Here is a 23,173-nt window from a genome sequence, read left to right on the forward strand (position 1 = left end):
GGAACGGCGGTTACAGTGACTGCCTGATGAACGCAGCGCGCACCGCCGACCACGGCGAGCACTCCCCGCACATAACTCCGTTGCTGCGTGTGCACCTTTTCGGCGGCTTCCGGATAGAACGCGACGGAGGCGCGCCACTTGCCGAGCGCTGGCCACGGCCGAGCGCGCGCGCCCTCGTGAAACTCCTCGCCGTTTCCCCGGGACACCGCCTCCACCGCGAGCAGGCGATGGAGATCTGCTGGCCGGATGCCGACCCGCAGTCCGCGCTCGGCAGCCTGCGGGTCGCACTGCACGCGGCGCGCCGCGCCATCGAGCCCGAGCTCGTGCCGCGCGCCGCGTCGTCGTATCTGACCGGCGAGGGGGCTCTCCTCTCGCTGGACCCCCGAACGGTGTGGATCGACGCGGACCACGCCGAGACCCTGGCCGAGCGCGCGCTCGTCGGGGGCGGTACGGCTGAACTGGCCGCGGCAGTCGCGGCATTCACGGGTGAGCTGCTGCCCGAAGACCGCTACGCACCCTGGGCCGGGACCCGGCGCGAGCGCCTCTCGGATCTGTGCGAGCGGGTGCAGCTGGCCCTTGCGGAGGCGTATCTCGCGGACGGCGAGACGGAACCGGCCACGGATGCCGCGCAGCGGGTCCTGGCGTCGGCGCCCGCCCAGGAGCGGGCTCATCGCGTACTCATCGACGCGTATCTGCGGCAGGGGCTGCGCCGGCAGGCGGTGCGCCAGTACCACGTGTGCCGCGAGGCGCTGGACGCTGAGCTGGGAGTGCGCCCGAGCCCGGCAACGGAGCAACTCCACCTCCTGGCCCTCGACTCGGCAGCCACGGTGGTGGGCGCGGCGGCGGCCCCGGTCCTGCCCGCAGCTCTCCGCACACCGCCCGCGGCCCCGCTGCGTGGCCGGGAGGCCGACCTGGAGCCGCTGCTCGCCACGGACGGCCCGCCGGTACATCTGGTCGGCGGCGAGGCGGGCGTCGGCAAGACCCATCTCACGGCGGAGGCGGCCCGGAGGGCGGCCGAGGCCGGGACCACCGTGCTGTGGGGTGCGGGCCACGACGCGGAGGGCCACACGCCCTACGGTGCCTTCGTTGAGGCACTGGATGCCTGGCTCGCCGACCGGCCACCCGCCGACCGGGCCAGAATCGGCGGCGAGTACCCCGAACTCGCTTCACTGCTGCCCTCGTTGGGTCAGATCGGGATGGGAACGGAACGCAGCCCCGAGGAGGAGCGCGACCGGTTGTTCCGGGCGGCGGCCGGACTGCTGGGCGATCTGGCGGCGACCACGCCCGTGCTGCTCGTGCTGGACGACCTGCACGCCGCCGACACGGGGACGTACCAGTTGCTCAGCCATCTGGCCCGTCGCGCGGTGGCCACCCGCACCGACTGGCGGTTCGCCGTGACGTACCGGGCGGAGGAGCTGACCGCGGCAGATCCCCGGCGCACCGTGCTGGACACCCTGGTACGTCAAGGTCTGGCCCGTTCCACGGAGTTGGGGCGACTGGGCCGTGACGCGTGTCTGGCGGTCGCCCGGGACGCGGGGGCCAGGGCCGATGTGGACCGGGTCTGGGAGCTCTCACTCGGCAACCCGCTCTTCGCCCTGGAGCTGGCCCGTACGGTCCACGAGGGCGCCGACCCGGCGCGACTCAGCGCCCCGGAGGGCGTACGGCAGCTGGTGGCGGCGCGGTTGGCGCGGCTGGGGCCCGCGGCGCGGCGGGTCGTGGAGGCGGTCTCTGTGGCGGGCGGCGGCGCAGCACTGTCCGAGGTCCTCGACGTCGCCGAGCACGGGCTGCATCCACCGCTGTCGTCCGCCGAGGCGACGGATGCCGTGGACGCGGCGGTCGCGGCTTCGGTGATGGCGGAGCGGACCGTGGTGGTCGGCGGGCGGCCGCTGCCCGGTCTCGCCTTCCGGCACCCACTGGTCCGGTTGACCTGCTACGACGGGCTGTCCGCGGCCCGCCGCCGACAGCTGCACTCGGCCTACGCGGAGGCGGTGCTGCGTCGCAGGCCGGACGCTGTCGACACCCTCGCCTCACACCTCACCCGCGCCGACGACCCCCGGGCCAGCCACTATCTGCGGCAGGCGGCCGAGCGGGCGGCAGCCCTGTGTGCCAACGATACCGCGGACCGCTACTACGCCGAACTCACCGCCCGGCTCGACGCGCTGGCCGCCGACGCGGCGCAGGCCAGGATCGACCGGGGCGCTGTGCTGCGCCGGATGGCCCGCTACCAGGAGGCGGCGACGGTGCTGCGCGAGGCGCTGGACGACATGGTCCGCCGCGGTGACGCGGACGGCCAGGTGCTGGCCGCCGCCCGGCTGACCGAGGTGCTGGTGAAGTGCCGCGGCACAGCAGAGGGCGAGGAGCTGCTGCAAACGTATCCGCCCGGTCCGCACACCCCGCCGCTGACCACGGCGACCCACCACCTGGCGGCGGCGGTCCTGCGGTTCGTGACCGGCCGGTACGAGTCCGCGCACGTAGCCGCCCGGACCGCGCAGGACGCCGCGGACGCGATACCGGGAAGCGAGCGGCGGGGTCTGCTGGCCCGCTCCCTAGGGATGCAGGCGACGTCGCTCAGCCTCGCGGGTCGCCTCGCGCAGGCCCGCCCGGCGGCCCATGAGGCGCTGCCGCACGCCGAGGCGTACGGCGACCAGGGTCTGCTGGTGATGATTCTCTCCGTACTGCGTGAACACGCCAGCAGGTCGGGCCGGATCGCCGAGGCGATCGCCTTCGGGGAGCGGGCGCTGGGGCTCGCCGAGCACACGGGCGATCCGACGGCTGTCGCCTTCGAGCGGTCGAACCTGTCCGAACACCACCTGCTGCTACGGGAGTTCACCGAGGCCAGGGAACACGCGGAGGCCGCGGTACGGGAGACGGGCGGCGACCCCTCGTGGTGCACCCCGTATGCCTTGGCCGCGCTGGCACGGGTCCTGATCAGGACGGGTGAGCCGGGCGCGGCGGAGCTGCTGGCCCGCGCCGGGGAGGTGGCCGAGGCGCAGTGCGACCGGCAGGCGGTGCATGACGTGCGGACCGCGCAGGCCGAATTCCTGGTGCGCGGAGACCGGCCGCAAGAGGCCCTGGCGCTGCCGGCCGAGGGAAGCGGCCCCCGCTCGGACGCCCTGCTGGCGTGGGCGGAGCTGCTGTCCGGGCAACCCGAGCGTGCGGTGCGGCGGGCGTCGGCGGAGACCGTGCGCGCCGAGCAGGACGGGGAACGGCTGTCGTTGACCGAGGCGCGTACGGTGCATGCGGCGGCGCTCGCGACGCTGGGCCGGGCACGGGAGGCGGACGAGGAGTTCGACCGGGCGGCAGAGCTGGCGGCCGAACTCCCTTATCCAGCAGGCGCGTTCATGGTGGAGCAGGCCCGAAAGGCGGACTGGACCACCCGTTCCGGAATCCCCGGCTGACCTGCCCCACACCATCGACCCGTCCGGTCAGCCCAGACCGGCGGGCTCGGTTCCGGGGCGCTCGAACTGGGTGCGGTACAGCTCCTCGTACCGGCCGCCGGCCGCCAGCAGCTCCTGGTGGGTCCCGCGTTCCACGATCCGGCCGTCCTCCACGACGAGGATGAGGTCCGCCGCCCGTACGGTGGAGAGCCGGTGGGCGATCACCACCGCGGTGCGTCCTTCGAGCGCCTCCACGAGGGCTTCCTGGACGGCCGCTTCGGAGGTGTTGTCCAGGTGGGCGGTGGCCTCGTCGAGGATGACGACGCGCTGGCGGGCCAGCAGCAGCCGGGCGATGGTCAGCCGTTGGCGTTCGCCGCCGGAGAGCCGGTAGCCGCGTTCACCGACGACGGTGTCGAGTCCGTCGGGCAGCGAGGCGACCAGTCCGTCCAGCCGTGCGCGGCGCAGGGCGTCCCAGAGGTCCTCCTCGGTGGCTTCGGGGCGGGCGAGGAGAAGGTTCGCGCGGACCGACTCGTGGAAGAGGTGGCCGTCCTGGGTGACCATGCCGAGTGTGTCACGGAGGGTGTCGGCCGACAGGTCGCGTACGTCGATGCCGCCGATGCGTACGGCGCCCTCGTCCGTGTCGTACAGCCGGGGCAGCAGCTGCGCGATGGTCGACTTGCCCGCGCCGGACGATCCGACGAGGGCCACCGTCTGGCCCGGTTCGGCGCGGAACGAGACCCCGCGCAGCACCTCGGCGCCGCCGCGGGTGTCCAGGGTGGCGACGTCTTCCAGCGAGGCGAGGGAGACCTTGTCGGCGGACGGGTAGCCGAAGCGCACGGCGTCGAACTCCACGGAGACCGGACCGTCCGGGACCGTCCGCGCATCCGGCTTCTCCTCGATCAGGGGCTTGAGGTCGAGGACCTCGAAGACCCGCTCGAAGCTGACGAGCGCGCTCATCACCTCGACGCGCGCCCCGGCGAGTGCGGTGAGCGGCGCGTACAGCCGGGTCAGCAGCAGGGCCAGGGCGACGACGGCGCCCGCGTCCAGCTGCCCGCGCAGCGCGTAGAACCCGCCGAGCCCGTAGACCAGGGCAAGTGCCAGCGCCGATACGAGGGTGAGAGCCGTGATGAACGCGGACTGGGCCATGGCCGTACGGACACCGATGTCGCGCACTCTGCCCGCCCTGGCGGCGAATTCGGTGGACTCGTCGGCGGGCCGCCCGAAGAGCTTGATGAGCGTGGCGCCGGGTGCGGAGAAGCGCTCGGTCATCCGGGTGCCCATCGCCGCGTTGTGGGCGGCGGCTTCGCGCTGGAGCCTCGCCATCCGCGTACCCATCCGGCGTGCGGGCAGCACGAACACGGGCAGCAGCACCAGCGCGAGTACGGTGATCTGCCAGGAGATGCTGAGCATGACGCCGAGGGTGAGCAGCAGCGTGACGACATTGCTGACGACGCCGGACAGGGTGTTGCTGAAGGCGCGCTGGGCGCCGATGACGTCGTTGTTGAGGCGGCTGACGAGCGCGCCGGTGCGGGTGCGGGTGAAGAACGCGATCGGCATGCGCTGGACGTGGTCGAAGACGGCGGTGCGCAGGTCGAGGATCAGTCCCTCGCCGAGGGTGGCCGAGAGCCAGCGGCTGACCAGCCCGAGTCCCGCCTCCGCGATGGCGATCACGGCGATGAGCACGGCCAGCCGCGTGACGGTCCCCTCCTCCTTGCCGGTCACGATCGCGTTCACGACGCGGCCGGCGAGGATCGGGGTGGCGACCGCGAGCAGTGCCGTGGCGACACTCAGCAACAGGAACAGGGCGACCCGCCGCCGGTGCGGTCGGGCGAACGCGCCGATGCGCCGCAGAGTGGCTCGGTCGAAGGGGCGTCGGTCCTGCTGCGCGTTCATGACGTTGTGGAGCTGCGTCCACGCGGTGGCTTCCATGCTCATGGAAGGAACGTACGACCTCGACCCGGCTTGAGGTCAACTTCCGCTCCATGGCCTTTCCCGAAAGCAAGGCCATGGAGCGGTACGGCTCAGACGTCGAGCCCCGGGATCTCCTTCGGCAGGGGGCAGATCCGGCGGCCGTGGTGGTCGAAGACGTACAGGTGCGCGAGGTCGGTCAGGAGCGGGACGGCGGCGAAGAGCGGGAGGAGCGCGTGCACCCGGCGATCACGCCGATGGCGCGTTCGTCCGCGCCGAGCGAAAGGGCCCGGCAGGAGACGGCGGGCCGCGCCATCGACACCGCCCCCTGCGCGAAGGCGCAGGCGAAAGCGATGACGAGGCGCGGCAGCCGACTCCTGCCGGGCCCTTCCGTGTGGTCCATGGGTCAGATGACTCGCAAGACGTTGACATGCGAGCAATACGAGCAATACCCCAGGTCAGTGACCGGTTGACGTGCTGGGCGCCACCGCGACGGGGATGCCGTTGAGCACGGCGGTGCCGGTTCAGTCCAGGATCCGGGCCAGATACGCCTGGATCAGGACGCGGGTCTCCGCGACGATCGCCGGATCGCCCGACGGGTCGGTGCGGAAGGCGAGTTGGAGGAGCGCGTCGGCGGCTTCGACGCAGACCAGGATCGTCCGGAGCAGATCCTCGTCGGCGGTGCGCCCCAGACGGCCGGAGAGCAGCTGGGCGAGGCGCTCCGCGACGCGGCGATTGGCGTCGGAGGCCGGGTCGTCCACGGGGGCCGGGGCGCCGAAGTCGACGAGGGCGAAACCGGGGACGGAGCGCTTCATCGCCAGGTATTCGTCGAGCACGGCGTCGATGGCGCTGCGCCAGTCTGCGGCCGGGATGGCGGTCAGGCGACCGGTGATGCGCTCCGCGTAACTGTCCAGGTTGCGCCGGGCCAGGGCGTCGGCGAGGGCGCGCTTGTTGGAGAAGAACCGGTAGACGGAGCCGATCGGGACTTCCGCGCGGGCGGCGACGGCCCGGGTGGACAACTGCTCGTAACCGGTCTCGTCGAGGAGTGCGGCGCAGGCGTCGAGTATCCGGGCGAGGCGCTCGGCGCTGCGCTGCTGCACGGGGGCGCGGCGGAGGTTCGTATTCGCATGGGGCACGGGCTCCATGATGCCGTGACTCTCCTCTGCGGGACGGGCAGGTGCGCACCTGCGGTCAGGCAAGAAGCAGGGTCAGCCCGCCGACGGTGTACGCGATCATCAGGGCCAGCAGGGGAAGTTGCCCCGCTACGGCGCGGTCGGGCGGGAAGAGGCGCACGGACCGGTCGTGGGCGGCGACGACACCGAGGATGTGCCCGACGACGATCGCGGCGACCTGGAGCGTGGCGATGCCGCCGGGACCCAGGGGCGGTTCGGGCGGGACCGGATTGTCAGTGCCGAGTGCCACCATGACTGTGCGTGGACCTTCGGTGACGAAGAGTGTGAAGTAGTGGGCGATGAGATAGCCGAGGGCGATCGGGACGAGCGAGTGCGCGAAGACGGTGAGGGGGTGGCGGATTTGACCGGAGATCAGCCGGGTGGCACCGGCGCAGAGGGCATAGAGGGTGGCGACGAGGGCGACGGCGGCGAGCAGCCCGAGCGTGGCCGCGGTGGTGCGGCCCAGGGGTGAGGTCTGGACGGTGGTGATCCAGGAGGGGGCGTCGGAGAAACCGTCGTAGGCGGTGGAGCCGAGCATGACGCAGACGGTGGCGACGAGACCGGAGGTCTGCGGGGTGGCGTCGAGTCCGTTGAACGGGGAGCGCAGGACGAGACGGCGGTCGGCGGGCCGGCGGCCGAGGGGGGAGAGCCGGGCGAGCAGGCCGGAATAGACCTCGAAGGCGTCGGCGTGGTCGAACCAGCGGGCGCCGTGGCGGGCGGCGCCCGCGAGGTGGACAGCGCCGTACAGCACGAGGAAGAGAAGGAGGGCGGTGGACGACGCGGGGTCGGGGGCGACGAGTTCGAGCCAGGTGAAGGCGAGGAGTCCGGCCGCGGCGGGCCACAGACCGAGCTGTGCGGGAAGGGGGCGGCCCGCGGCCGGGTCGCGGGCCAGCGCGCGGCAGACGAGGAGGTGGAGCGTGCGCAGGGGGTTGAGGAATCGCCAGACGGGACCGAGGAGGAGCGAGGCGGGGACGAGCCCGACCCAGAGGAGCACGTAGACGGCGCCCGGGGCCGGGTTGCGCTCCGGACCGTCCGGGCCGAGGAGGAGATGGAGGAGGACGAACAGGGCGGCGGCCAGGCCGAGGGCGCGCGCGGCGACACGGGTGGGGCGGGCGTCGGCGAGGCGCTGAAGAGGGACCGGAAGCGGGTGGCCCGCCCGGTCGCCCCGGAATCGGGAGGCGGGCCAGAGCAGGCCGAGCGCGAGGAAGGAGACGAAGAGCGCGGCAAAGGCACCGGCGAACGCGTAGAAGGGGGACAGCGGCAGGTCGTGCCGGGAGCCGATGCCATGGGCGAGGACGCTCACCGTACGACGAGCTGGGTCAGGAGCAGACCGGACTCGTGGGTCTCGACCTCGAAGAGCCCGGTGCGGTCGGCGGTGAGAGTGAGGGCGGTGGTCCGTCCGGCGGGCAGGCGCGCTTCCTTGTCGTAGCCGTGGACATGGAGGGTGTCGGCGCGGTCGGTGCGGACGCGCAGCTCGATGCGCTGCCCCTTCCTGAGCTGGGTGCGGCCGGGGGCGGGGCTGACCTTGCCGTGAGAGATGACGATCTCCAGAGTCCGGTCGGGGCGGGGCTCGGCTGGGGTGTCGGCGGAAGGAGTGGTGGTGAGAGGCGTGGTGGCCTGGATCGGTGTGGAGTGCACGGCCCAGGCGGTGTGATCGTCGGCGTACAGCCGGGCCGTGAGGGTGTGGCCGCCGCCCGCTTCGCGGACGAGGGAGTCGGGGAGGTGGTACCAGGGGCCGTAGAGCCGCGCCAGGGGGTGGCCGTCGAGGAAGAGCCGGGCGTGGCCGCGCCCGAGGAGCGCCGCGCCGCCGACACTGTCCGGGCTGAATCTGAAGTTCCGGACGGAGAGACGGACGTTCCACCCGTCCTCGGAGTCGGGCCGTACGGCGACGGTCACCGCGGGGGCGCCCTTCGCCTCGACCTGCCGGAGCCGGTGCCCGGATCCGTCGTCCGCGGTGAGGAGCCGGCCGACGCTGCCGTCGGCCTGTTCATGGCTGGTGCCGGGCCTGTGGTGGGTGGTGGGCCGCCCACCACAGGCACTCGCACCGCACACGAGGGCGCCTGCGGTGAGAAGGGCGACGGCGAGCCGGGGGAACGACGTGAGCGACGTGAGCGACGTGAGCGACGTGAGCCTGCTGAGTCGCAGCGGGCGGGGAGATCGCCTCATGATCAGTCCCCGTCCGGTCCGGAGCCCCGGTGGGACCCGGAATCCACGTCCGGCCCGGAATCCGCCGATCGGGACCCTGAATCCGCACCATGTCCGGAACCCGCGCCGTGGCCCGAAATCCTTCCCACGCCCGCACCGGCAGGGGCTCCTGCCGGGTCGTCGCCCTGCGTGTCCGCCGCATCGGCGTTCGCGTCTGCGTCCGGCCCCGGGTCCGCCTTCTTCCGTACCGCCCGTTCCTCGTGCCGCGCGGAGGCCGCCACCGCCCACACCACCCAGATGACGCCGAGGAGACCGCGTACCCAGGCCGGGCCGATCGGGATCCACGGGATCATCAGGACGGCCTTGTCGAAGGCGTCGAGCAGGGTCAGAACACCCAGCACCATCGTGGTCCGGCCCAGTCCGGGCCGCGCGCCGCGCAGGACGAGTCCGATTCCGGTCCACCACGCCCCGGTCAGCAGCAGCGCCACCGCGGGCAGATAGGAGGACGTGAGGCCCGTCGTCGCACCGGCCACATCCAGCCCGAGGCCGACCGCACCGAGCAGGGTGGCCGCTGCGGCGAGCCGGCTGTGTCGCAGGCGGCGCCACCAGAGCACCCCGCCGACCAGCGCGAGCACCAGAGCGACACCCAGCGCGATCTGCACCTCGATGCGCTCGATGCCGCGTGCGCCGTACCAGTCGCAGCCGGCCGGCAGCCGCCGCGCCTGCACGTTGTAGTCGGCACAGACCAGCAGTTGGGCAAGTTTGACCGGTTCGCCCACCAGCCGGTCGGTGCGGACGGAGACCGCGCCGCGCGCCGCCCCGCACGCGGGCAGCGAGCGCGGTGTGGACGGTCCGGTGTCCGACTGCCAGCAGTTGCTGTCGCCCTGGCCGTCCCACCACACATCGGTGCGGTTGGGCCGGGAGCGGCCCGCCTTGTCCGTGCCGAGGTGATTACCCGCGTACCGGTTGTGGTGCGAGGTGTCGGCCTGCTTCGCGAGGGCGTTCTCGCCGCGGATGAAGGCGGGGACGGCGCTCAGGAAGAAGGCGGCGCGCTGCTGTCCGTAGATCCAGTTGTTCTCGTAGATGTTCCAGTTGCCGCCCGCGGTGATGATGCCGGTGCCCGGCGGCATGGAGATCTGCGGGCAGACGACGCCGTCCTCGTAGCCGCGTTCGATGGGCGGTTTGGCGCAGGTTCCGTCGGCGACGTACGGGTAGTAGTCGGCGTTGTTGTCGTGGATCAGGTTGCGTTCGAAGCGTGCGTGGTTCTGCGGGAGTCCGGGGTGGCCGGGGAAGGCGCTGTCCATCGAGGCGCCACCCATGTTGTGGTCGAACTCGTTGTCGTGGACGTGGACCGAGTCGCCCGCGGTGCCGGAGTAGCCGACCATGTTGTGGTGGCTGCGGCAGCCGGTGATCTCGATCGAGTAGCGCGGAACGTCGTAGCCGTACCCGTCATTGATGTCCGACGCGCTGCCGGGGTAGATGCCGGAGTCGCCGTTGCCGTACGACTCGCAGTTCTTGTACAGCCCGTGGTCACTGGCGAAGGTGAGGAAGCCGTACTCGTCGTTCCACCGGGTGAGGACGTCGTCGATGACGAAGCCGTCCTGGGCCAGCACATACAGCGAGTTGAACGTCGTGCGCTGGGCGGTGAAGTTCTTGAAGTAGATGCCGTCGGAGCCGTCCGAGCGGATCGCGTTGAGTTTCCGGTACTTGGCGTCGATGACGACGTCGGTGCGCTCCGCCCCGGTCCCCTCGATCTGGAGCTGCTTCTTGCCGAGGATCGCCACCAGGTTCTGGTTGTGCGGACACTGCTTCTGCTGCGCGTACGACAGGATCTGGTAGCCGAGCTGCGAGTTGGGCGCCTTGAGCCTGGCGCACTCCCCCGTCGGCCTGGGCAGCGAGGGCTCCTCCTCATACAGGCCGGGCAGGATCGCGATGGTCATGCCGGGTCTGCCGACCTCGTCGACGGCCTGTTGCAGATGGCGGTACCCGGACTTCCGGCACCGGTCGAAGAGTTCGAGGTTACGTGTCCGGAGCTTCGCCGGGAAGCGGGATATCCGGCGTTCGAAGTCGGCGCGGTCGCTCTTGCAGACCAGCAGATCGGGTTCGCCGGTGCGGTGGACCGGGACGCTGCCGGAACCGTCGGGCAGGGTGACCGGCCGTTCCTCGTGCGCCTGGGCGGCCGGGGCCGCGAGGAGTGCGGCGGCCAGTGCCACCAGGACCACCAGAAGTCTTCGTGTCCACGACATATGCCGGAGAGTAGAGCATTGTTCAACTTTTGGAACCCCCTTCTGCGCGACGGATCAAAAGATTTCCGTCACGGCCCCGCACCGGATCCGCGACGCGCCACCGCCCTACCCCGTTGACGTGCCCCGTTCTTATTCCTACGGTGTCCCATAGGATTTCTTCGGCACCGGGAGCGCGGCATGGGCGGCACCAGCGGCATCGAGCAGGCGAGGAAGACGGCGGAAGCGCTTGCACACTCCGCCGGTTTCGGCAATGAGCACAGCTCCGAGGCGGTCCCGGGGGCGCTGCCGCACGGCCGCAACTCGCCGCAGCGAGCACCACTCGGCCTCTACGCCGAGCAGCTGAGCGGCTCGGCCTTCACCGAACCGCGCGCCCACAACCGCCGTTCCTGGCTCTACCGGATCCGCCCCTCGGCCGCCCACCCGCCGTTCGTCCGGATCGACAACGGCGCGGTGCGCACCGCCCCCTTCGCCGAGTCCGTCCCCGATCCGAACCGGCTGCGCTGGGACCCGCTCCCCGATCCCGCGCCCGGCACGGACTTCCTGGCAGGGCTGTGGACCCTCGGCGGCAACGGCGACGCCACCCAGCGCACCGGCATGGCGGTGCACCTCTACCACGCCAACACGGCCATGACCGACCGCGTGTTCAGCGACTCCGACGGCGAACTGCTGATCGTCCCCGAGCGGGGCGGCCTGCTGCTCCGTACCGAACTGGGCCTGCTGCGCGCCGAACCCGGCCACATCGCACTGATCCCCCGGGGTGTCCGCTTCCGTGTGGAACTTCTCGACGACACGGCCCGCGGCTATGTCTGCGAGAACTACGGGCAGCCGTTCACACTCCCCGACCTCGGCCCGATCGGCGCGAACGGCCTTGCCAACGCCCGGGACTTCCTCGCTCCCGTCGCCGCGTACGAGGACGCGGACCGCCCGGTCCAGGTGATCAACAAATTCTGCGGCAACCTCTGGTCCGCGATGTACGACCACTCGCCGCTCGACGTCGTCGCCTGGCACGGCAACTACACCCCGTACGTCTACGACCTGCACCGTTTCAATGTGATCGGCTCCATCAGCTACGACCACCCCGACCCGTCGATCTTCACGGTGCTGACCTCGCCGTCGGACACCCCCGGTCTCGCCGGTGTGGATTTCGTCGTCTTCGCGCCGCGCTGGCTGGTCGGCGAGGACACGTTCCGGCCGCCGTACTTCCACCGCAATGTGATGAGCGAGTACATGGGGCTGATCGAGGGGGCGTACGACGCGAAGACGGCCGGCAAGGGCGGCTTCGTACCGGGCGGCGGCTCGCTCCACAACATGATGTCGGCGCACGGCCCGGACCGGGAGACCTTCGACCGGGCGAGCACGGCGGAGCTGAAGCCGCAGAAGATCGACGACGGTCTTGCCTTCATGTTCGAGACCCGCTGGCCGGTCACGGCGACCGGACAGGCGGCGACCGCCGACCACCTGCAGCGCCGGTACGACGACGTGTGGCAGGGCCTCGAACGCAACTTCCGGCCATAGGCGAAGCCGCCGCTTCCCGGCCCCCGCTCGTCCTGTCCGCAGTGTCGCAGTACGGAGAGTCCAGGTGACCCAGGTGCCTCAACTGCCCCAGACGCCCCAGGTGACGGCCTTCGCCCCCGACTCGCTGGTCCTGAACCGCAAACTGCCGCTGTGGTACCAGGTCTCGCAGTCGCTGCGCGCGTCCCTACTCGGCCGGGCCCAGGACGCCTCGCTGCGGCTGCCGACCGAGGAGCAGCTCGCCGCACACTACGGCGTCAGCGTCCTCACGATGCGGCAGGCGCTCAAGGAACTGGAGACGGAGGGGCTGATCAGCAGGCACCGGCGGCGCGGCACCTTCATCGAGCCGCGGGCCCGCCGGGCCTCGCCGGTCCGGCTGCTCGGCTCGATCGATGCGATCGTCGCCCAGCAGTCGGGCGAGCGCACCACGGTCCTCGGCCATGGCCCGCTCGCCCTGCCCGGCGATCTCGCCGAGTACTTCCCGGCCTGTACGGACGTGGTCGGCTACCGGCGGCTGCGCTGCGACGGCGACACCGGCGAGCCCACCAACTGGGCGGAGAACACGGTGCATCCCGAGGTCGCGGCCCGGCTCGATGCCGCCGATCTCGAACGCTGGCCGATGACCAAGGTGTTGCGCGACCGCGTCGGGGTCCGGATTGCGCGGATCACGGACACGGTCGAGGCGCGGCTCGCCGACCCGGCCACCTCCGAGCTCCTCCAGGTCCCGCTGCTCAGCCCGATCCTCTTCTACACGGGGGTGACGTACGACGAGAGCGGCCGGGTGGTGGATGTGGCACAGATCCGGTACCGGGGCGACCGGTTCTCGTTCTCGGTGACGGTCGAAGCGAACTGACCGCACACGACGCGCCGTTACGATGCCTGGGGCGGCGAACGTGGCGACGGGGAGGACGACACGGTGGCAGCACGGGCGGGCGCCGGAGCCGGCGGGGAAGACGACATCCCGCTGCTCGACGACCTCATGCCATGGTCCGTACGGCCCCTGCGCACCGGGCGCCCCTGGGTGACGGCCCCGGACGCCGGTTCCCTCAAGGCCCGTTGGGAACGTCTGGTCAGCGCCGAGGGAGCCGAGCGCGAACACCTTTTCCGGCCTACCCGTTCCCGTGATCCGCAGACTCCGGTCGCGGCGCTGCCCGGCCAGACCACCTCCACCGCCCGGTTCGCGCGGGAGTCCGGTCCGTGCCCCGAGCCGGTGCGGATCCTGCACGGACCGTTCGACGAGCAGTGGCTGATCCCCGACCACCGGCTGATCGACGCCGCCCGCCCGGAGCTGTGGAGGGTCGCCGACGGTCACCAGCTCTTCGCCGTCGAGCACGGGTACGTACCGCAGGACACCGGTTCCGCCCTGTCCGTGACGGCGCTGCTGCCCGACGGCCACTCCCCGGCGGGCCGCCCCGGCCGGATCCGGCCGCTCTATCGAAGGCCGGGCGGACGGGAACCCAATCTGGCGCCCGGTCTGCTCGGGCTGCTGCGCGCCCGGCACGGGGACGCGGTCACCGCGGAGTCCGTGCTGGCGTGGATCGTCACGGCGGCCCGTCATTCCCCGGCGGGGTCCGTCGTACCGCTGCCCGCCGACAGCGCACGCTGGTGGGCCGGGGTGGAACTGGGCCGGGAGCTGGTGCGGCTGCAGCTGCGCGGCGCGCGCGGCGGGGAGCGTCCGCGGCTGCCCGGCGGGCGGCGCCCCTACGTGCGGGCCGCGGTACCGGCCGCGCCCGGCACGCTGGAGTACGACCCCGGCGACGAGGCGCTGCTGCTGGGGACGGGACGCATCTCGCCCGTGCCGGCGGGAGCCTGGGAGTTCCGAGTGGGCGGGGTCCGGATGCTGGAGCTGTGGTTCGAGCGACGGGCGGCGGCGGCCGGAGCTGAGGAGCCGGACGGCCTGGAAGCGGTCAGGCCCCGGGCCTGGCCCCAGGAGTGGACCTCGGAGCTGCTGGAACTGATCACTCTGCTCGCCCTGCTCGCCGAACTCCGGCCCCGGCAGGAGGGCCTGACCGACGGTCGGCGGATCACGGCCGACGACCTCCGCGCGGCAGGCGTGCTGCCGGTCCCGGCCACGGCCCGTCGGCCCGCATCGGTGCTCGACCATCAGGAAGAGGGACCGGACGGGCAGTTCGCACTGCTGTGACGGCCAGGGGCCGGTCTCCCGTTCGGATCCGGCCGGCCCGCACGCCCGGCGCCGATCCGACGCCACGGCCCGGCCCGGCCGTTACCGGTCGAAGGAGTCCAGTACCCGGTGCAGCGCCCGGTCGAAGACCCCGTCCAGGTCGATCGGCCCGGGGTCCTCGGCGAATCCCGCCGCCATCCGCGGATACTTCCCGGTCGCGATCTGGCTGATCAGATAGCCGGTGCGCGCGGCGTGCTCCTGTTCCTCGGACCAGGGCAGCGACCGACTGCGCTCCGCCGTGGCGATCTCGTTGGCCGCGTAGGTGGTGACCACACCGTTGACCATGGCGATGAGTTCCATCTTCTCGCCGAACCGTGCGTCGACCCCGTCCAGACAGCTGAGCGTGTACTCCAGGTACCGCAACGTATTCGGGCTGAAGCCGTAGACGGGTGACATGAGCCGGGGCACCCAGGTGTGGCGGTGCATCATCGCACGGGCCTGATGGGCCAGCGCGATGAGATCGGCACGCCAGTCACCGGACGGCTCAGGGAATTCGTAACCGCCGCTGACCGCGTCGAGCATCAGCTCGTACAGGTCCTCCTTGCGCGGCACGTAGTTGTAGAGCGACATCGTGCCGCAGCCGAGCTCCGCCGCGACCTTCCGCATGGACACCGCGTCGAAACCCTCCGCATCGGCGATGCGGACGGCGGCTGCCGCGATGTCGGCGCGGCTGAAAGCTGGCTTGGGGCCGCGGCCCGCACGCTCGGGGCGCGCCCAGATCACTTCGGGTACAGCGGGTCGCCCCACCATTGATCATCACCTCTCCCCCCATCGTAGTTACGTACACCGTACGTAGTGCGGTACGGTCGCCGCATGACAACTACGTACGCTGTACTTAGTGAAGGTCTGGAGAAGCACTACGGCGACGTCCATGCGCTGCGGGGACTCGATCTCGCGGTCGCCGAAGGCACCGTCTGCGGAGTGCTGGGGCCGAACGGCGCGGGCAAGACCACCGCCGTCCGGGTCCTCACCACGCTGACCGCCCCGGACGGCGGAAGCGCCCGGGTGGCGGGCCACGACGTGGTGCGCGAGGCGGGCGCGGTGCGCGCGGCGATCGGCGTCACCGGGCAGAACGCCTCGGTCGACGGCGAACTGTCCGGCCGGCAGAATCTGCGGCTCTTCGCCAAGCTGCTCCGGTTCCGCGGCGAGGCCGCGCGCGCCCGCGCCGACGAACTCCTGGAACGCTTCGAGCTGACGGAGGCCGCCGGCCGCCCGGCCCGCACCTACTCGGGCGGCATGCGCCGCCGCCTCGACCTCGCCGCCAGTCTGCTGACCCGCCCACGGGTGCTCTTCCTGGACGAGCCGACCACCGGACTCGACCCGCACAGCCGCAACCAGATCTGGGCGGCGGTACGGGAACTGGCCGGCCGGGGCACGACCGTCCTGCGGCATCATGGTCGGGATGTTCCAGGCCTCGCAGGACTGCCACCGCGGGGTGATGGACCGGCTCCGTACGCTGCCGATGAGCCGGGCCGCCGTACCCTTCGGCCAGACCGCCGCCGATCTGCTGACCACGGCCATCGGCATGATTCCGCTGATCCTGGTCGGGCTCGCAGTCGGCTGGCGGATCGAGGGCGGTCCGCTCGCCGCCCTGGGCGCCTTCGGGCTGCTGCTGCTCCTCCGGTTCGCCACGTCCTGGCTGGGCTGCTGGCTGGGCCTGCTGATCCGCAACGAGGAGATCGCCGGTCAGCTGGGCAGCGCCACCTTCATCCTGCCGCTGCTGTCGAGTGCGTACATCCCGACCGACAATCTCCCGGGCTGGCTGCGGACGGTCGCGGAGTGGAACCCGATCAGCGCCATGGCCTCGGCCACCCGCGAACTGTTCGGCAACGCGTCCCCGGCCGCCGACGCGGCCTGGCCGGTCGTCCACCCGGTGGCGGGCACACTCGCCTGGTCGGCGGTGCTGCTCGCGGTCTTCGTGCCACTGGCCGTACGGCGCCATGCGCGCGGCGGCGAGTGACACGGACTCATTGAGGGGTCACCCCACCGGTACACGACGGATGCCCCGCACACATCGAGGGGACGTCGCGTCGGCGCGGCACGCACGCCGGACTCACCGCGGTATCAATGCGTCGGCGCGGTCGGCCGGTCCAGGGTGCCGAGCAGGCTGATGAAGCTCGACTCTCGGGATGACAAAGTTGTTACGTACACGATAGGTACGGTTCCCATGAGTACTCACCCTCTCCCCCTGGACGGCATCACTGTCGTCGCCGTCGAACAGGCCGTCGCCGCCCCGTTCGCCACCAGGCAGCTCGCCGACCTCGGCGCCCGGGTCATCAAGATCGAGCGCCCGGACGGCGGTGACTTCGCCCGCGGTTACGACACCGCTGCCCGCGGCCTGGCCTCGCATTTCGTCTGGTGCAACCGCGGCAAGGAGTCCCTCGCGATCGACCTCAAGGACCCGCGCGGCCTCGCCGTGGTGCGCCGACTGGTCGCCGACGCCGATGTGTTCGTACAGAACCTCGCCCAGGGCGCGGCCGCCCGGCTGGGTCTGGACGCCGCGACGCTCTGCGCCGCACACCCGCGGCTGGTCGCCGTCGACATCTCGGGGTACGGCGCCGACGGGCCGTATGCACACAAGCGGGCCTACGACATGCTCGTGCAGTGCGAGGCGGGACTGGTCTCCGTCACCGGCACGCCCGGGCAGCCGGTGAAGGCGGGTGTGCCCGCCGCCGACATCGCGGCGGCGATGTACGCCTTTTCGGGGGTGCTCGCGGTGCTCCTGCGGCGCGCGACCACCGGACTCGGCGGGCCGGTGGAAATCTCGATGCTGGAGGCGCTGACCGAGTGGATGGGGCATCCGCTGCATCATCGGATGCATGGAGGCGAAACCCCGGCGCGCACGGGGCTCGCACACCCCGTCATCGCCCCCTACGACGTATTCGAGACGGCGGACGGGGAACAACTGCTGCTCTCCGTGCAGAACGACCGGGAGTGGCGCCGGCTCACGGAGCAGGTTCTGGGACGGCCGGAACTGGCGGACGATCCGGACTTCGCGACGAACACCGCACGGACCGCTCACCGGGAGCGGACCGATGCGGTGGTGGCCGAGGCGCTCGCCACGCTGACCGCGAAGGCGGCGCTGGCCGGGCTGGACGCCGCGGGCATCGCCTGCGCCCGGCTGAACACCGTGGCGGATGTGGCGGCACACCCTCAGCTGGCGGCGCGGGACCGGTGGCGGGAAGTGGAATCACCGGTCGGGGCGTTGCGGGCCATGCTGCCGCCGATCACGCTGCCGGGCGGGGCGGAGCCTCGGATGGGAGCCGTACCGGCGCTCGGTGAGCACACCGAAGCCCTGCTGCGGGCCGTGGGGATGACGGACGAGCAGACAGCGGAGCTGCGCCGGGACGGTGTGATCGCCTGAGCACGGCCCGAGCGGTGGGCCGGTTCGGTCAGGGACGGGCGATCGGTCGGGTGCCGGATCGATGGTGACAGCAGGCCGTCGGGTCAGTAGCGGCTGCCGAAGAGCGAGCGTCGCAGTCGCCGCAGCGGCGCGAAGAGCGAGACACGCGCGCTCCTGCTCCGGCGGCTGTGCGCGGCGTCGCGCGAGGTGAGCTCCAGCATCAGCAACGTCGCCTCCGCGGTCTCGCGCTGCGGGACGGCGGGGCCGCCGAGCACTGCGAGATGGCGGTCGAGGCGCGAACTGGTCGCACTGCTCCCACATGTGATGGCAGGCACACGCGGCCTGCTGCGCATCGCTATCTGTTCCATGTCACTCCCCACCCGTACGAGGGCACCCGGCCCGGGCAGGTTAACCCTATCCCCCCGCGATGACACGCGTGTATCCCGGTCGCCGGATTGAGCACACACATACGGAGGTTGACGGCCGTACTCATAATTCGCTCGATTACAGGGCGAGTTGGACAGAACGGGAGCGGTTCGCCCGCAGCGGCGGATTGTTGCGCAAGGGGGGCGGGAACGGTCCGGTCTGAGCTAGCGTGGAGAGGTTTCCGCCGTGCTGCCGCCACTCCTGCGGATGGGGGATCACCGTGAGCGAAGTGCCGGGCGAGGACCGACTGATCGCGGGCCGATACCGCCTGCTGGGCCCCTTGGGCCAGGGCGGGATGGGGACCGTGTGGCGGGCGCGCGACGAGGTGCTGGGGCGCGAGGTCGCCGTCAAGGAGGTCCGCGCCCCGTCGGGGCTGCCCGCCTCCGACGTACAGCGGCTCTACGCGCGCCTGGAGCGGGAGGCATGGGCGGCCGCGAGGGTCTCCCACCGCAACGTGGTCACCGTCTACGACGTGGCGACCGAGGACTCCCGCCCGTGGATCGTGATGGAGCTGATCCGCGGGCTCTCGCTCTCCGACGTACTGGACGCCGAGGGCCCCATGCCCCCGCAGCGGGCGGCGCACATCGGCGCGGAGGTGCTGGCCGCACTGCGCAGCGCCCATGGGTCCGGGGTGCTGCACCGCGATGTGAAACCCGGCAATGTGCTGCTCGCCAACGACGGGCGGGTGGTGCTGACGGACTTCGGTATCGCCACGGTCGAGGGGACGTCCGCACTCACCATGACAGGTGAACTGATCGGCTCGCCGGAGTTCCTGGCACCGGAGCGCGCACTGGGGCGCACGCCGGGGCCCGAATCGGATCTGTGGTCGCTCGGTGTGCTTCTGTACGCCGCGACCGAGGGCAATTCGCCGTTCCGTCAGAGCACCCCGTTGAACACGCTCCGGGCGGTGGTGGACGAGGAGCTGCCGCCGCCCCGGCGGGCCGGCCCGCTCGCCCCGGTCGTCGAGGCGCTGCTGCGCAAGGACCCGGCCGAGCGGCTCTCGGCTGCGGAGGCCGAGCACCGGCTGCGGATCGTCGCCGCCGGAGGTACGCTGCGGACCGCGGTGGCCGGTGCGGCGGATCCGTACGGTGCCACAGTGACGGCCCGCACGACGGCGCCCGCAACGCAGTTTCCCGCGGCCCCCTCCCCCTCCCCCGCTTCTTCTCCGACGTCCGCGTACGTCCCCGAGGAGCGGTCGCGTCGCGCGGTCGCCCTTCTCGCCGTAGGGCTGGCGGTCTTGCTGCTGGCCGTCGGCGGGATCGTCTGGACACTGGCACACAAGGGCGACGACAAGAACGCGGGCGGCACCACCGGTGCCCCCGGCCCGGGCCCGGGCCCGACCAGCAGCGCCCCGCGCTCGACGCCCGCCACCCGGGGAACGTCCGGCGCCGACGGATCAACGGGCGGAGGCGGCGCCGGGAGCACCGGCGACACCGGCGACACCGGCGACAGCAGTACGAGCAAGCCGCCACCCCAGACCGTGACGGTGTATCTCGCCCCTGTACGCGACAGCTACGAGGGCAGTTGCCCACCGCCGCACACCGGGGCACCGGCGGTCGAGGCGACGATCACAGTGGGGCGTACGCCGGTGCAGGTCGAGTACCGGTGGGCTCTGAAGGACGGTACGAGCTCGGATCCCGGCTGGAAGTCGCTGTCCTTCGGCGCCGGCGACGGGCGGTCGAAGCAGGTGTCGCACGCGGAGCTGACGCACCGGCAGGACACCACATACCACGGAACGATCACCCTGGAGGTGAGGAGTCCGGTCGCGGTCACCTCGAACGGAGTGGCGTTCTCGGTGACCTGCCGGGCGGAGACCCCGACGGACGGGACCTCCGCCCCGACGGACGGGACCTCCACCCCGGCGGAAGGGGCCTCCGCCCCGGCGGGCGACTGACCGGGGTGACCCGTGACCCTTCCGCCGCCCTGTCAGACCGCCGAGTTGAAGGCGGGCAGGTAGCCGCCCGACTGTCCGGCGGCGGTGGGGTGGTAGGACTCACCGATGTTGAGCCAGTTGACACTGTGCAGCCAGACACTGCCGGAGCAGATCTCGTGCCCGGTGAACCTGGATGCGACATCGCTGAAGGTGAAGCCGTGGTCGGCCGCACGCTTGGCGGTTGCCGCGTTGAGGTAGTCCGAGGCGCTGTTGATGGCGGAGCGTTCGGTATCGCTCAGGCCGGCGAGACAGCTGCCGCCGATCTTGTAGAAGCGGGGGTAACCGAGGACGACGACGTGGGCGGACGGCGCCTTGGACCTGATCGCCGTGTACACCGAGTCGAGCTTGCCGGGCAGGGTGGAGTCGACATAGCTGCGGGCGGCGGCGATCCGGCTGAGGCAGGTGGATTCCGACTGGAGGACACAGGTGGTCATGACATCGGCGAAGCCCGCGTCATTGCCGCCGATGGAGATCGAGACGAGGTCGGTCGAGGCGGAGAGCGGGCCGAGCTGTCCGGCCGTCACATCACCGGTGACGGCGCCCGAACAGGCTTTGAAGGCGAACGACGCGGGCGAGTTGGCGGCGGCCCAAAGCGCGGGATAGGCCTTGGTGCTGCGCTTGCAGTCGCCGCTGGCGCTGTCGTAGCTGCCGGAGCCGACCCCCGAGGAGTACGAGTCGCCGAGTGCGACGTAATCGACGGACGTCGCGGCGTTCGCGGTGGCCGCCCCGGTCAATGCGAGTACGGCACCGAGCAGAAGCGAGGACGACAGCGCCACAAGTCTGGCTATTTTCACGGAATCTCCCTTGGACCGGCCGGCAGGATCTCTGCCCTACTCAGTGGTAGCAGCGCAGGCGCCCGACTGGAAGTGTTCATGCCAAGTACATCCCATGAGGTTCTCCTGAACGCCTCCTGAGCGTGCGTCACGTCGGCATCCGGCATCCGGCGCGCAGCGGGGCAAAGTCGCGCACGCAGAACATCCGGAGCGAGGCAGGACGGTATGGACTCCCTATCGCGGGAGAGCCGTTGTGCACCGCGGATCGCTTCCGCATGCACCGCCGATCATTCGGCCGGCGACCGGAATACCGGAGCCCATCCGGTCAAGGATGCCGGCGCGGCGGCGCCAGGGACCGTACGCCCCGGAGCGGGTGACGGTCCGGCGTCCGCCGACGCTGCGGCAGGTACGAAGCGGATTCACCGGCTCGGGAAGGTGAGCGATGCAGACCGTTCGAACAGGTGGCAGAAGGTGGCGAAACCTGGGTGCGCCGGGTGCCCCGGTGCCGGATCATGGGCGCCATGTCTGCCAACCCCGAGTCCGCTCTGCCGATCCGGCTCACCGTCGACGACAGCGATTCCCCGGCCGATGTCGTCGACGCGCTGTTCCTCGGCCGCTTCGCGACGGGCGAGCAGCCGTACTCCCACAGTTCCTCCCTCGACCGGGTGAAGTCCGGGGCGACGCTGCTGCCGCCTGCCGCCAAGGTGCTGCGCGCCGCCCGCGACGAAGACCGCAGCGCGACCCTGGCCGAGGGAGAGGGCTGGACGCTGCTCATCTCGCGGTGGAACCGCGGCGCCGACGTCACCGTCACCGCGACCACCGCCGAGTTGGCGCAGAAGATCCTCGACCAGGCGACGGACGGCGCCCAGGACGAACCGGAGCCACAGCCCGAGAACGTGACGATGGGCTTCTGGTACGTCTCGCCGCGGCCCGCACCGCACCACCCGGCAGATCGCCGCCGGTACATGGGACGAGGTGCGCAGCAACTACACGGCGCCGGTGGCCGAAGCCATGGACCGGCTGATGAAGGTGACACCGGACGACATCGCGGGCCGGCTGCTCCTGCTGCACGGCCCGCCCGGCACCGGCAAGACGTCCGCGCTGCGCACGCTGGCCCGGTCCTGGCGGGACTGGTGCCAGGTCGACTGCGTACTCGACCCGGAGCGGCTCTTCAACGATGTCGGCTATCTGATGGACATCGCGATCGGCGAGGACGACGGCACGGCGAAGGGCAGGTGGCGGCTGCTGCTCCTGGAGGACTGCGACGAACTGATCCGCGGCGAGGCCAAGCACACCGCGGGCCAGGCGCTGTCCCGGCTGCTGAACCTCACTGACGGTCTGCTGGGCCAGGGTCGCAATGTGCTGGTGGGCGTGACGACCAATGAGGACCTGGAGCGGCTCCACCCGGCAGTCGTCAGGCCCGGCCGCTGCCTGGCCCGCATCGAGGTGGGCTCACTGACACGCCAGGAGGCGGTGACCTGGCTGGGCACGGAGGAAGGGCTCCGCCGGGAGGGCGCGACACTGGCCGAGCTGTACGCGCTGCGCCGCGGCACCGGTCCTGCCTCGGTGCCGAAGCAGGACGCGGGGGCGGACGCGGGGCTGTATCTCTGAGGGTTTCGCCCGTGACGGCCTCCCCCGCGACAGGTAGTGGGCTCCCTGTCGTGGGGGAGGCCGTAAGCCTGTCCGCCCTCGATCGCCGGACGGGCTTGGTTCTCGCACCCTTGAGGACACAACGGCCACCGACCGGACGGCCGCGGTCATTCCTCGTACGCCGCCCGCACCGCATCCTGTGCCAGCGACGCCGCCGCCGCGCGCGACAACCCGAGCCGCCTCACCTGGTCCGCGTACTCCCGCGCCGCCTCCGCGGCCTTCCGATCCGCCGCATCCCCCGCGGCGGCGACGAACGTACCGTTCCGTCCGCGCGTCTCGATCACCCCGTCCGCCTCCAGGGCCCGGTACGCCTTGGCCACCGTGTTCGCGGCGAGGCCGAGCTCCTCGGCGAAGCCGCGTACGGTCGGGAGTCTGTAGCCGACGGGCAGCGCCCCGGACCGCGCCAGTTCGGAGATCTGCGTGCGCAGTTGCTCGTAGGGGGCGGTGCCGGAGTCGGGATCGAGAGCGATCTTCAAAGTCACGGCCCGATTCTCCCCCACCGCCGG

15 protein-coding genes and 4 pseudogenes are annotated in these 23,173 nt (G+C 71.6%); 9 read left to right on the top strand and 10 right to left on the bottom strand.

Annotated elements, in window-relative coordinates; genetic code table 11:
* Nucleotides 1-26 precede the first annotated feature (26 nt).
* Complete coding sequence (locus tag ACGFSA_RS07165) at nucleotides 27-3,398, top strand: ATP-binding protein (protein WP_393300824.1); 3,372 nt, start codon at nucleotides 27-29, stop codon at nucleotides 3,396-3,398.
* A 27-nt stretch (nucleotides 3,399-3,425) separates the two neighbouring features.
* Here the strand turns inward: ACGFSA_RS07165 and ACGFSA_RS07170 are convergent, their stop codons facing one another.
* The 6 genes and pseudogenes from ACGFSA_RS07170 to ACGFSA_RS07195 form a co-directional block, all read right to left on the bottom strand.
* Complete coding sequence (locus tag ACGFSA_RS07170) at nucleotides 3,426-5,312, bottom strand: ABC transporter ATP-binding protein (RefSeq protein WP_393300827.1); 1,887 nt, start codon at nucleotides 5,310-5,312, stop codon at nucleotides 3,426-3,428.
* Between the two features lie 176 nt (nucleotides 5,313-5,488).
* Nucleotides 5,489-5,688 (bottom strand): annotated as a pseudogene (locus tag ACGFSA_RS07175) (MFS transporter); the annotation flags it as partial.
* A gap of 121 nt (nucleotides 5,689-5,809) precedes the next feature.
* Nucleotides 5,810-6,430 carry a TetR family transcriptional regulator gene (locus ACGFSA_RS07180; RefSeq protein WP_393300830.1) on the bottom strand — a complete coding sequence of 207 codons (621 nt, stop codon included), beginning with the start codon at nucleotides 6,428-6,430 and terminating at the stop codon, nucleotides 5,810-5,812.
* A 46-nt stretch (nucleotides 6,431-6,476) separates the two neighbouring features.
* Nucleotides 6,477-7,760, bottom strand: coding sequence for a hypothetical protein (locus tag ACGFSA_RS07185; RefSeq protein WP_393300833.1), 1,284 nt, complete (start codon nucleotides 7,758-7,760; stop codon nucleotides 6,477-6,479).
* Nucleotides 7,757-8,623 carry a hypothetical protein gene (locus ACGFSA_RS07190; RefSeq protein ID WP_393300836.1) on the bottom strand — a complete coding sequence of 289 codons (867 nt, stop codon included), beginning with the start codon at nucleotides 8,621-8,623 and terminating at the stop codon, nucleotides 7,757-7,759. Before ACGFSA_RS07190 ends, ACGFSA_RS07185 begins: the two co-directional genes overlap by 4 nt.
* A gap of 2 nt (nucleotides 8,624-8,625) precedes the next feature.
* Nucleotides 8,626-10,848 carry a right-handed parallel beta-helix repeat-containing protein gene (locus tag ACGFSA_RS07195; protein ID WP_393300839.1) on the bottom strand — a complete coding sequence of 741 codons (2,223 nt, stop codon included), beginning with the start codon at nucleotides 10,846-10,848 and terminating at the stop codon, nucleotides 8,626-8,628.
* A 177-nt stretch (nucleotides 10,849-11,025) separates the two neighbouring features.
* Here ACGFSA_RS07195 and hmgA point away from each other — a divergent pair, with 177 nt between their 5' ends.
* From hmgA to ACGFSA_RS07210, 3 genes are all read left to right on the top strand, one after another.
* On the top strand, nucleotides 11,026-12,363 hold the full coding sequence (gene hmgA, locus ACGFSA_RS07200; protein ID WP_393300842.1) for a homogentisate 1,2-dioxygenase: 1,338 nt from the start codon (nucleotides 11,026-11,028) through the stop codon (nucleotides 12,361-12,363).
* Nucleotides 12,364-12,427: 64 nt separating this feature from the next.
* Complete coding sequence (locus tag ACGFSA_RS07205; protein ID WP_393300845.1) at nucleotides 12,428-13,213, top strand: GntR family transcriptional regulator; 786 nt, start codon at nucleotides 12,428-12,430, stop codon at nucleotides 13,211-13,213.
* A 63-nt stretch (nucleotides 13,214-13,276) separates the two neighbouring features.
* Nucleotides 13,277-14,503 (top strand): type ISP restriction/modification enzyme, encoded by a 1,227-nt coding sequence (locus tag ACGFSA_RS07210; RefSeq protein WP_393300848.1) that lies wholly within the window; start codon nucleotides 13,277-13,279, stop codon nucleotides 14,501-14,503.
* 81 nt (nucleotides 14,504-14,584) lie between these two features.
* On the opposite strand, the gene ACGFSA_RS07215 is transcribed toward ACGFSA_RS07210, so the two are convergent.
* Entirely contained in the window at nucleotides 14,585-15,292 is a 708-nt protein-coding gene (locus tag ACGFSA_RS07215; protein ID WP_393300851.1) for a TetR/AcrR family transcriptional regulator, read from the bottom strand.
* Between the two features lie 63 nt (nucleotides 15,293-15,355).
* On the opposite strand from ACGFSA_RS07215, the pseudogene ACGFSA_RS07220 reads away from it, so the two are divergent.
* From ACGFSA_RS07220 to ACGFSA_RS07230, 3 genes and pseudogenes are all read left to right on the top strand, one after another.
* Nucleotides 15,356-15,928, top strand: a pseudogene (locus ACGFSA_RS07220) (ABC transporter ATP-binding protein); the annotation flags it as partial.
* Between the two features lies 1 nt (nucleotide 15,929).
* Nucleotides 15,930-16,502, top strand: a pseudogene (locus ACGFSA_RS07225) (ABC transporter permease); the annotation flags it as partial.
* Nucleotides 16,503-16,709: 207 nt separating this feature from the next.
* Nucleotides 16,710-17,906 (top strand): CaiB/BaiF CoA transferase family protein, encoded by a 1,197-nt coding sequence (locus ACGFSA_RS07230; RefSeq protein ID WP_393300854.1) that lies wholly within the window; start codon nucleotides 16,710-16,712, stop codon nucleotides 17,904-17,906.
* 83 nt (nucleotides 17,907-17,989) lie between these two features.
* Here the strand turns inward: ACGFSA_RS07230 and ACGFSA_RS07235 are convergent, their stop codons facing one another.
* Nucleotides 17,990-18,253: a hypothetical protein gene (locus ACGFSA_RS07235; RefSeq protein WP_393300857.1), complete on the bottom strand. Its 264-nt coding sequence runs from the start codon at nucleotides 18,251-18,253 to the stop codon at nucleotides 17,990-17,992.
* Between the two features lie 278 nt (nucleotides 18,254-18,531).
* Here ACGFSA_RS07235 and ACGFSA_RS07240 point away from each other — a divergent pair, with 278 nt between their 5' ends.
* Nucleotides 18,532-20,205: a serine/threonine-protein kinase gene (locus tag ACGFSA_RS07240; RefSeq protein WP_393300860.1), complete on the top strand. Its 1,674-nt coding sequence runs from the start codon at nucleotides 18,532-18,534 to the stop codon at nucleotides 20,203-20,205.
* 32 nt (nucleotides 20,206-20,237) lie between these two features.
* Here the strand turns inward: ACGFSA_RS07240 and ACGFSA_RS07245 are convergent, their stop codons facing one another.
* Nucleotides 20,238-21,020, bottom strand: coding sequence for an SGNH/GDSL hydrolase family protein (locus ACGFSA_RS07245; RefSeq protein ID WP_393300939.1), 783 nt, complete (start codon nucleotides 21,018-21,020; stop codon nucleotides 20,238-20,240).
* Between the two features lie 518 nt (nucleotides 21,021-21,538).
* On the opposite strand from ACGFSA_RS07245, the pseudogene ACGFSA_RS07250 reads away from it, so the two are divergent.
* A pseudogene (locus tag ACGFSA_RS07250) lies at nucleotides 21,539-22,628 on the top strand (DUF5925 domain-containing protein).
* 146 nt (nucleotides 22,629-22,774) lie between these two features.
* Here ACGFSA_RS07250 and ACGFSA_RS07255 read toward each other — a convergent pair.
* Nucleotides 22,775-23,149 carry a GntR family transcriptional regulator gene (locus ACGFSA_RS07255; protein WP_393300862.1) on the bottom strand — a complete coding sequence of 125 codons (375 nt, stop codon included), beginning with the start codon at nucleotides 23,147-23,149 and terminating at the stop codon, nucleotides 22,775-22,777.
* Nucleotides 23,150-23,173 lie beyond the last annotated feature (24 nt).

It is taken from the genome of Streptomyces sp. NPDC048496 (assembly GCF_043200055.1).
Lineage (GTDB): Bacteria > Actinomycetota > Actinomycetes > Streptomycetales > Streptomycetaceae > Streptomyces.

Coding starts and splice junctions, on each gene's coding strand:
- ACGFSA_RS07165 (WP_393300824.1), top strand. CDS start 27: ATGAACGCAGCGCGCACCGCCGACCACGGCGAGCACTCCCCGCACATA.
- ACGFSA_RS07195 (WP_393300839.1), bottom strand. CDS start 10,848: ATGTCGTGGACACGAAGACTTCTGGTGGTCCTGGTGGCACTGGCCGCC.
- ACGFSA_RS07180 (WP_393300830.1), bottom strand. CDS start 6,430: ATGGAGCCCGTGCCCCATGCGAATACGAACCTCCGCCGCGCCCCCGTG.
- ACGFSA_RS07215 (WP_393300851.1), bottom strand. CDS start 15,292: ATGGTGGGGCGACCCGCTGTACCCGAAGTGATCTGGGCGCGCCCCGAG.
- ACGFSA_RS07190 (WP_393300836.1), bottom strand. CDS start 8,623: ATGAGGCGATCTCCCCGCCCGCTGCGACTCAGCAGGCTCACGTCGCTC.
- hmgA (WP_393300842.1), top strand. CDS start 11,026: ATGGGCGGCACCAGCGGCATCGAGCAGGCGAGGAAGACGGCGGAAGCG.
- ACGFSA_RS07235 (WP_393300857.1), bottom strand. CDS start 18,253: ATGGAACAGATAGCGATGCGCAGCAGGCCGCGTGTGCCTGCCATCACA.
- ACGFSA_RS07170 (WP_393300827.1), bottom strand. CDS start 5,312: ATGAGCATGGAAGCCACCGCGTGGACGCAGCTCCACAACGTCATGAAC.
- ACGFSA_RS07230 (WP_393300854.1), top strand. CDS start 16,710: ATGAGTACTCACCCTCTCCCCCTGGACGGCATCACTGTCGTCGCCGTC.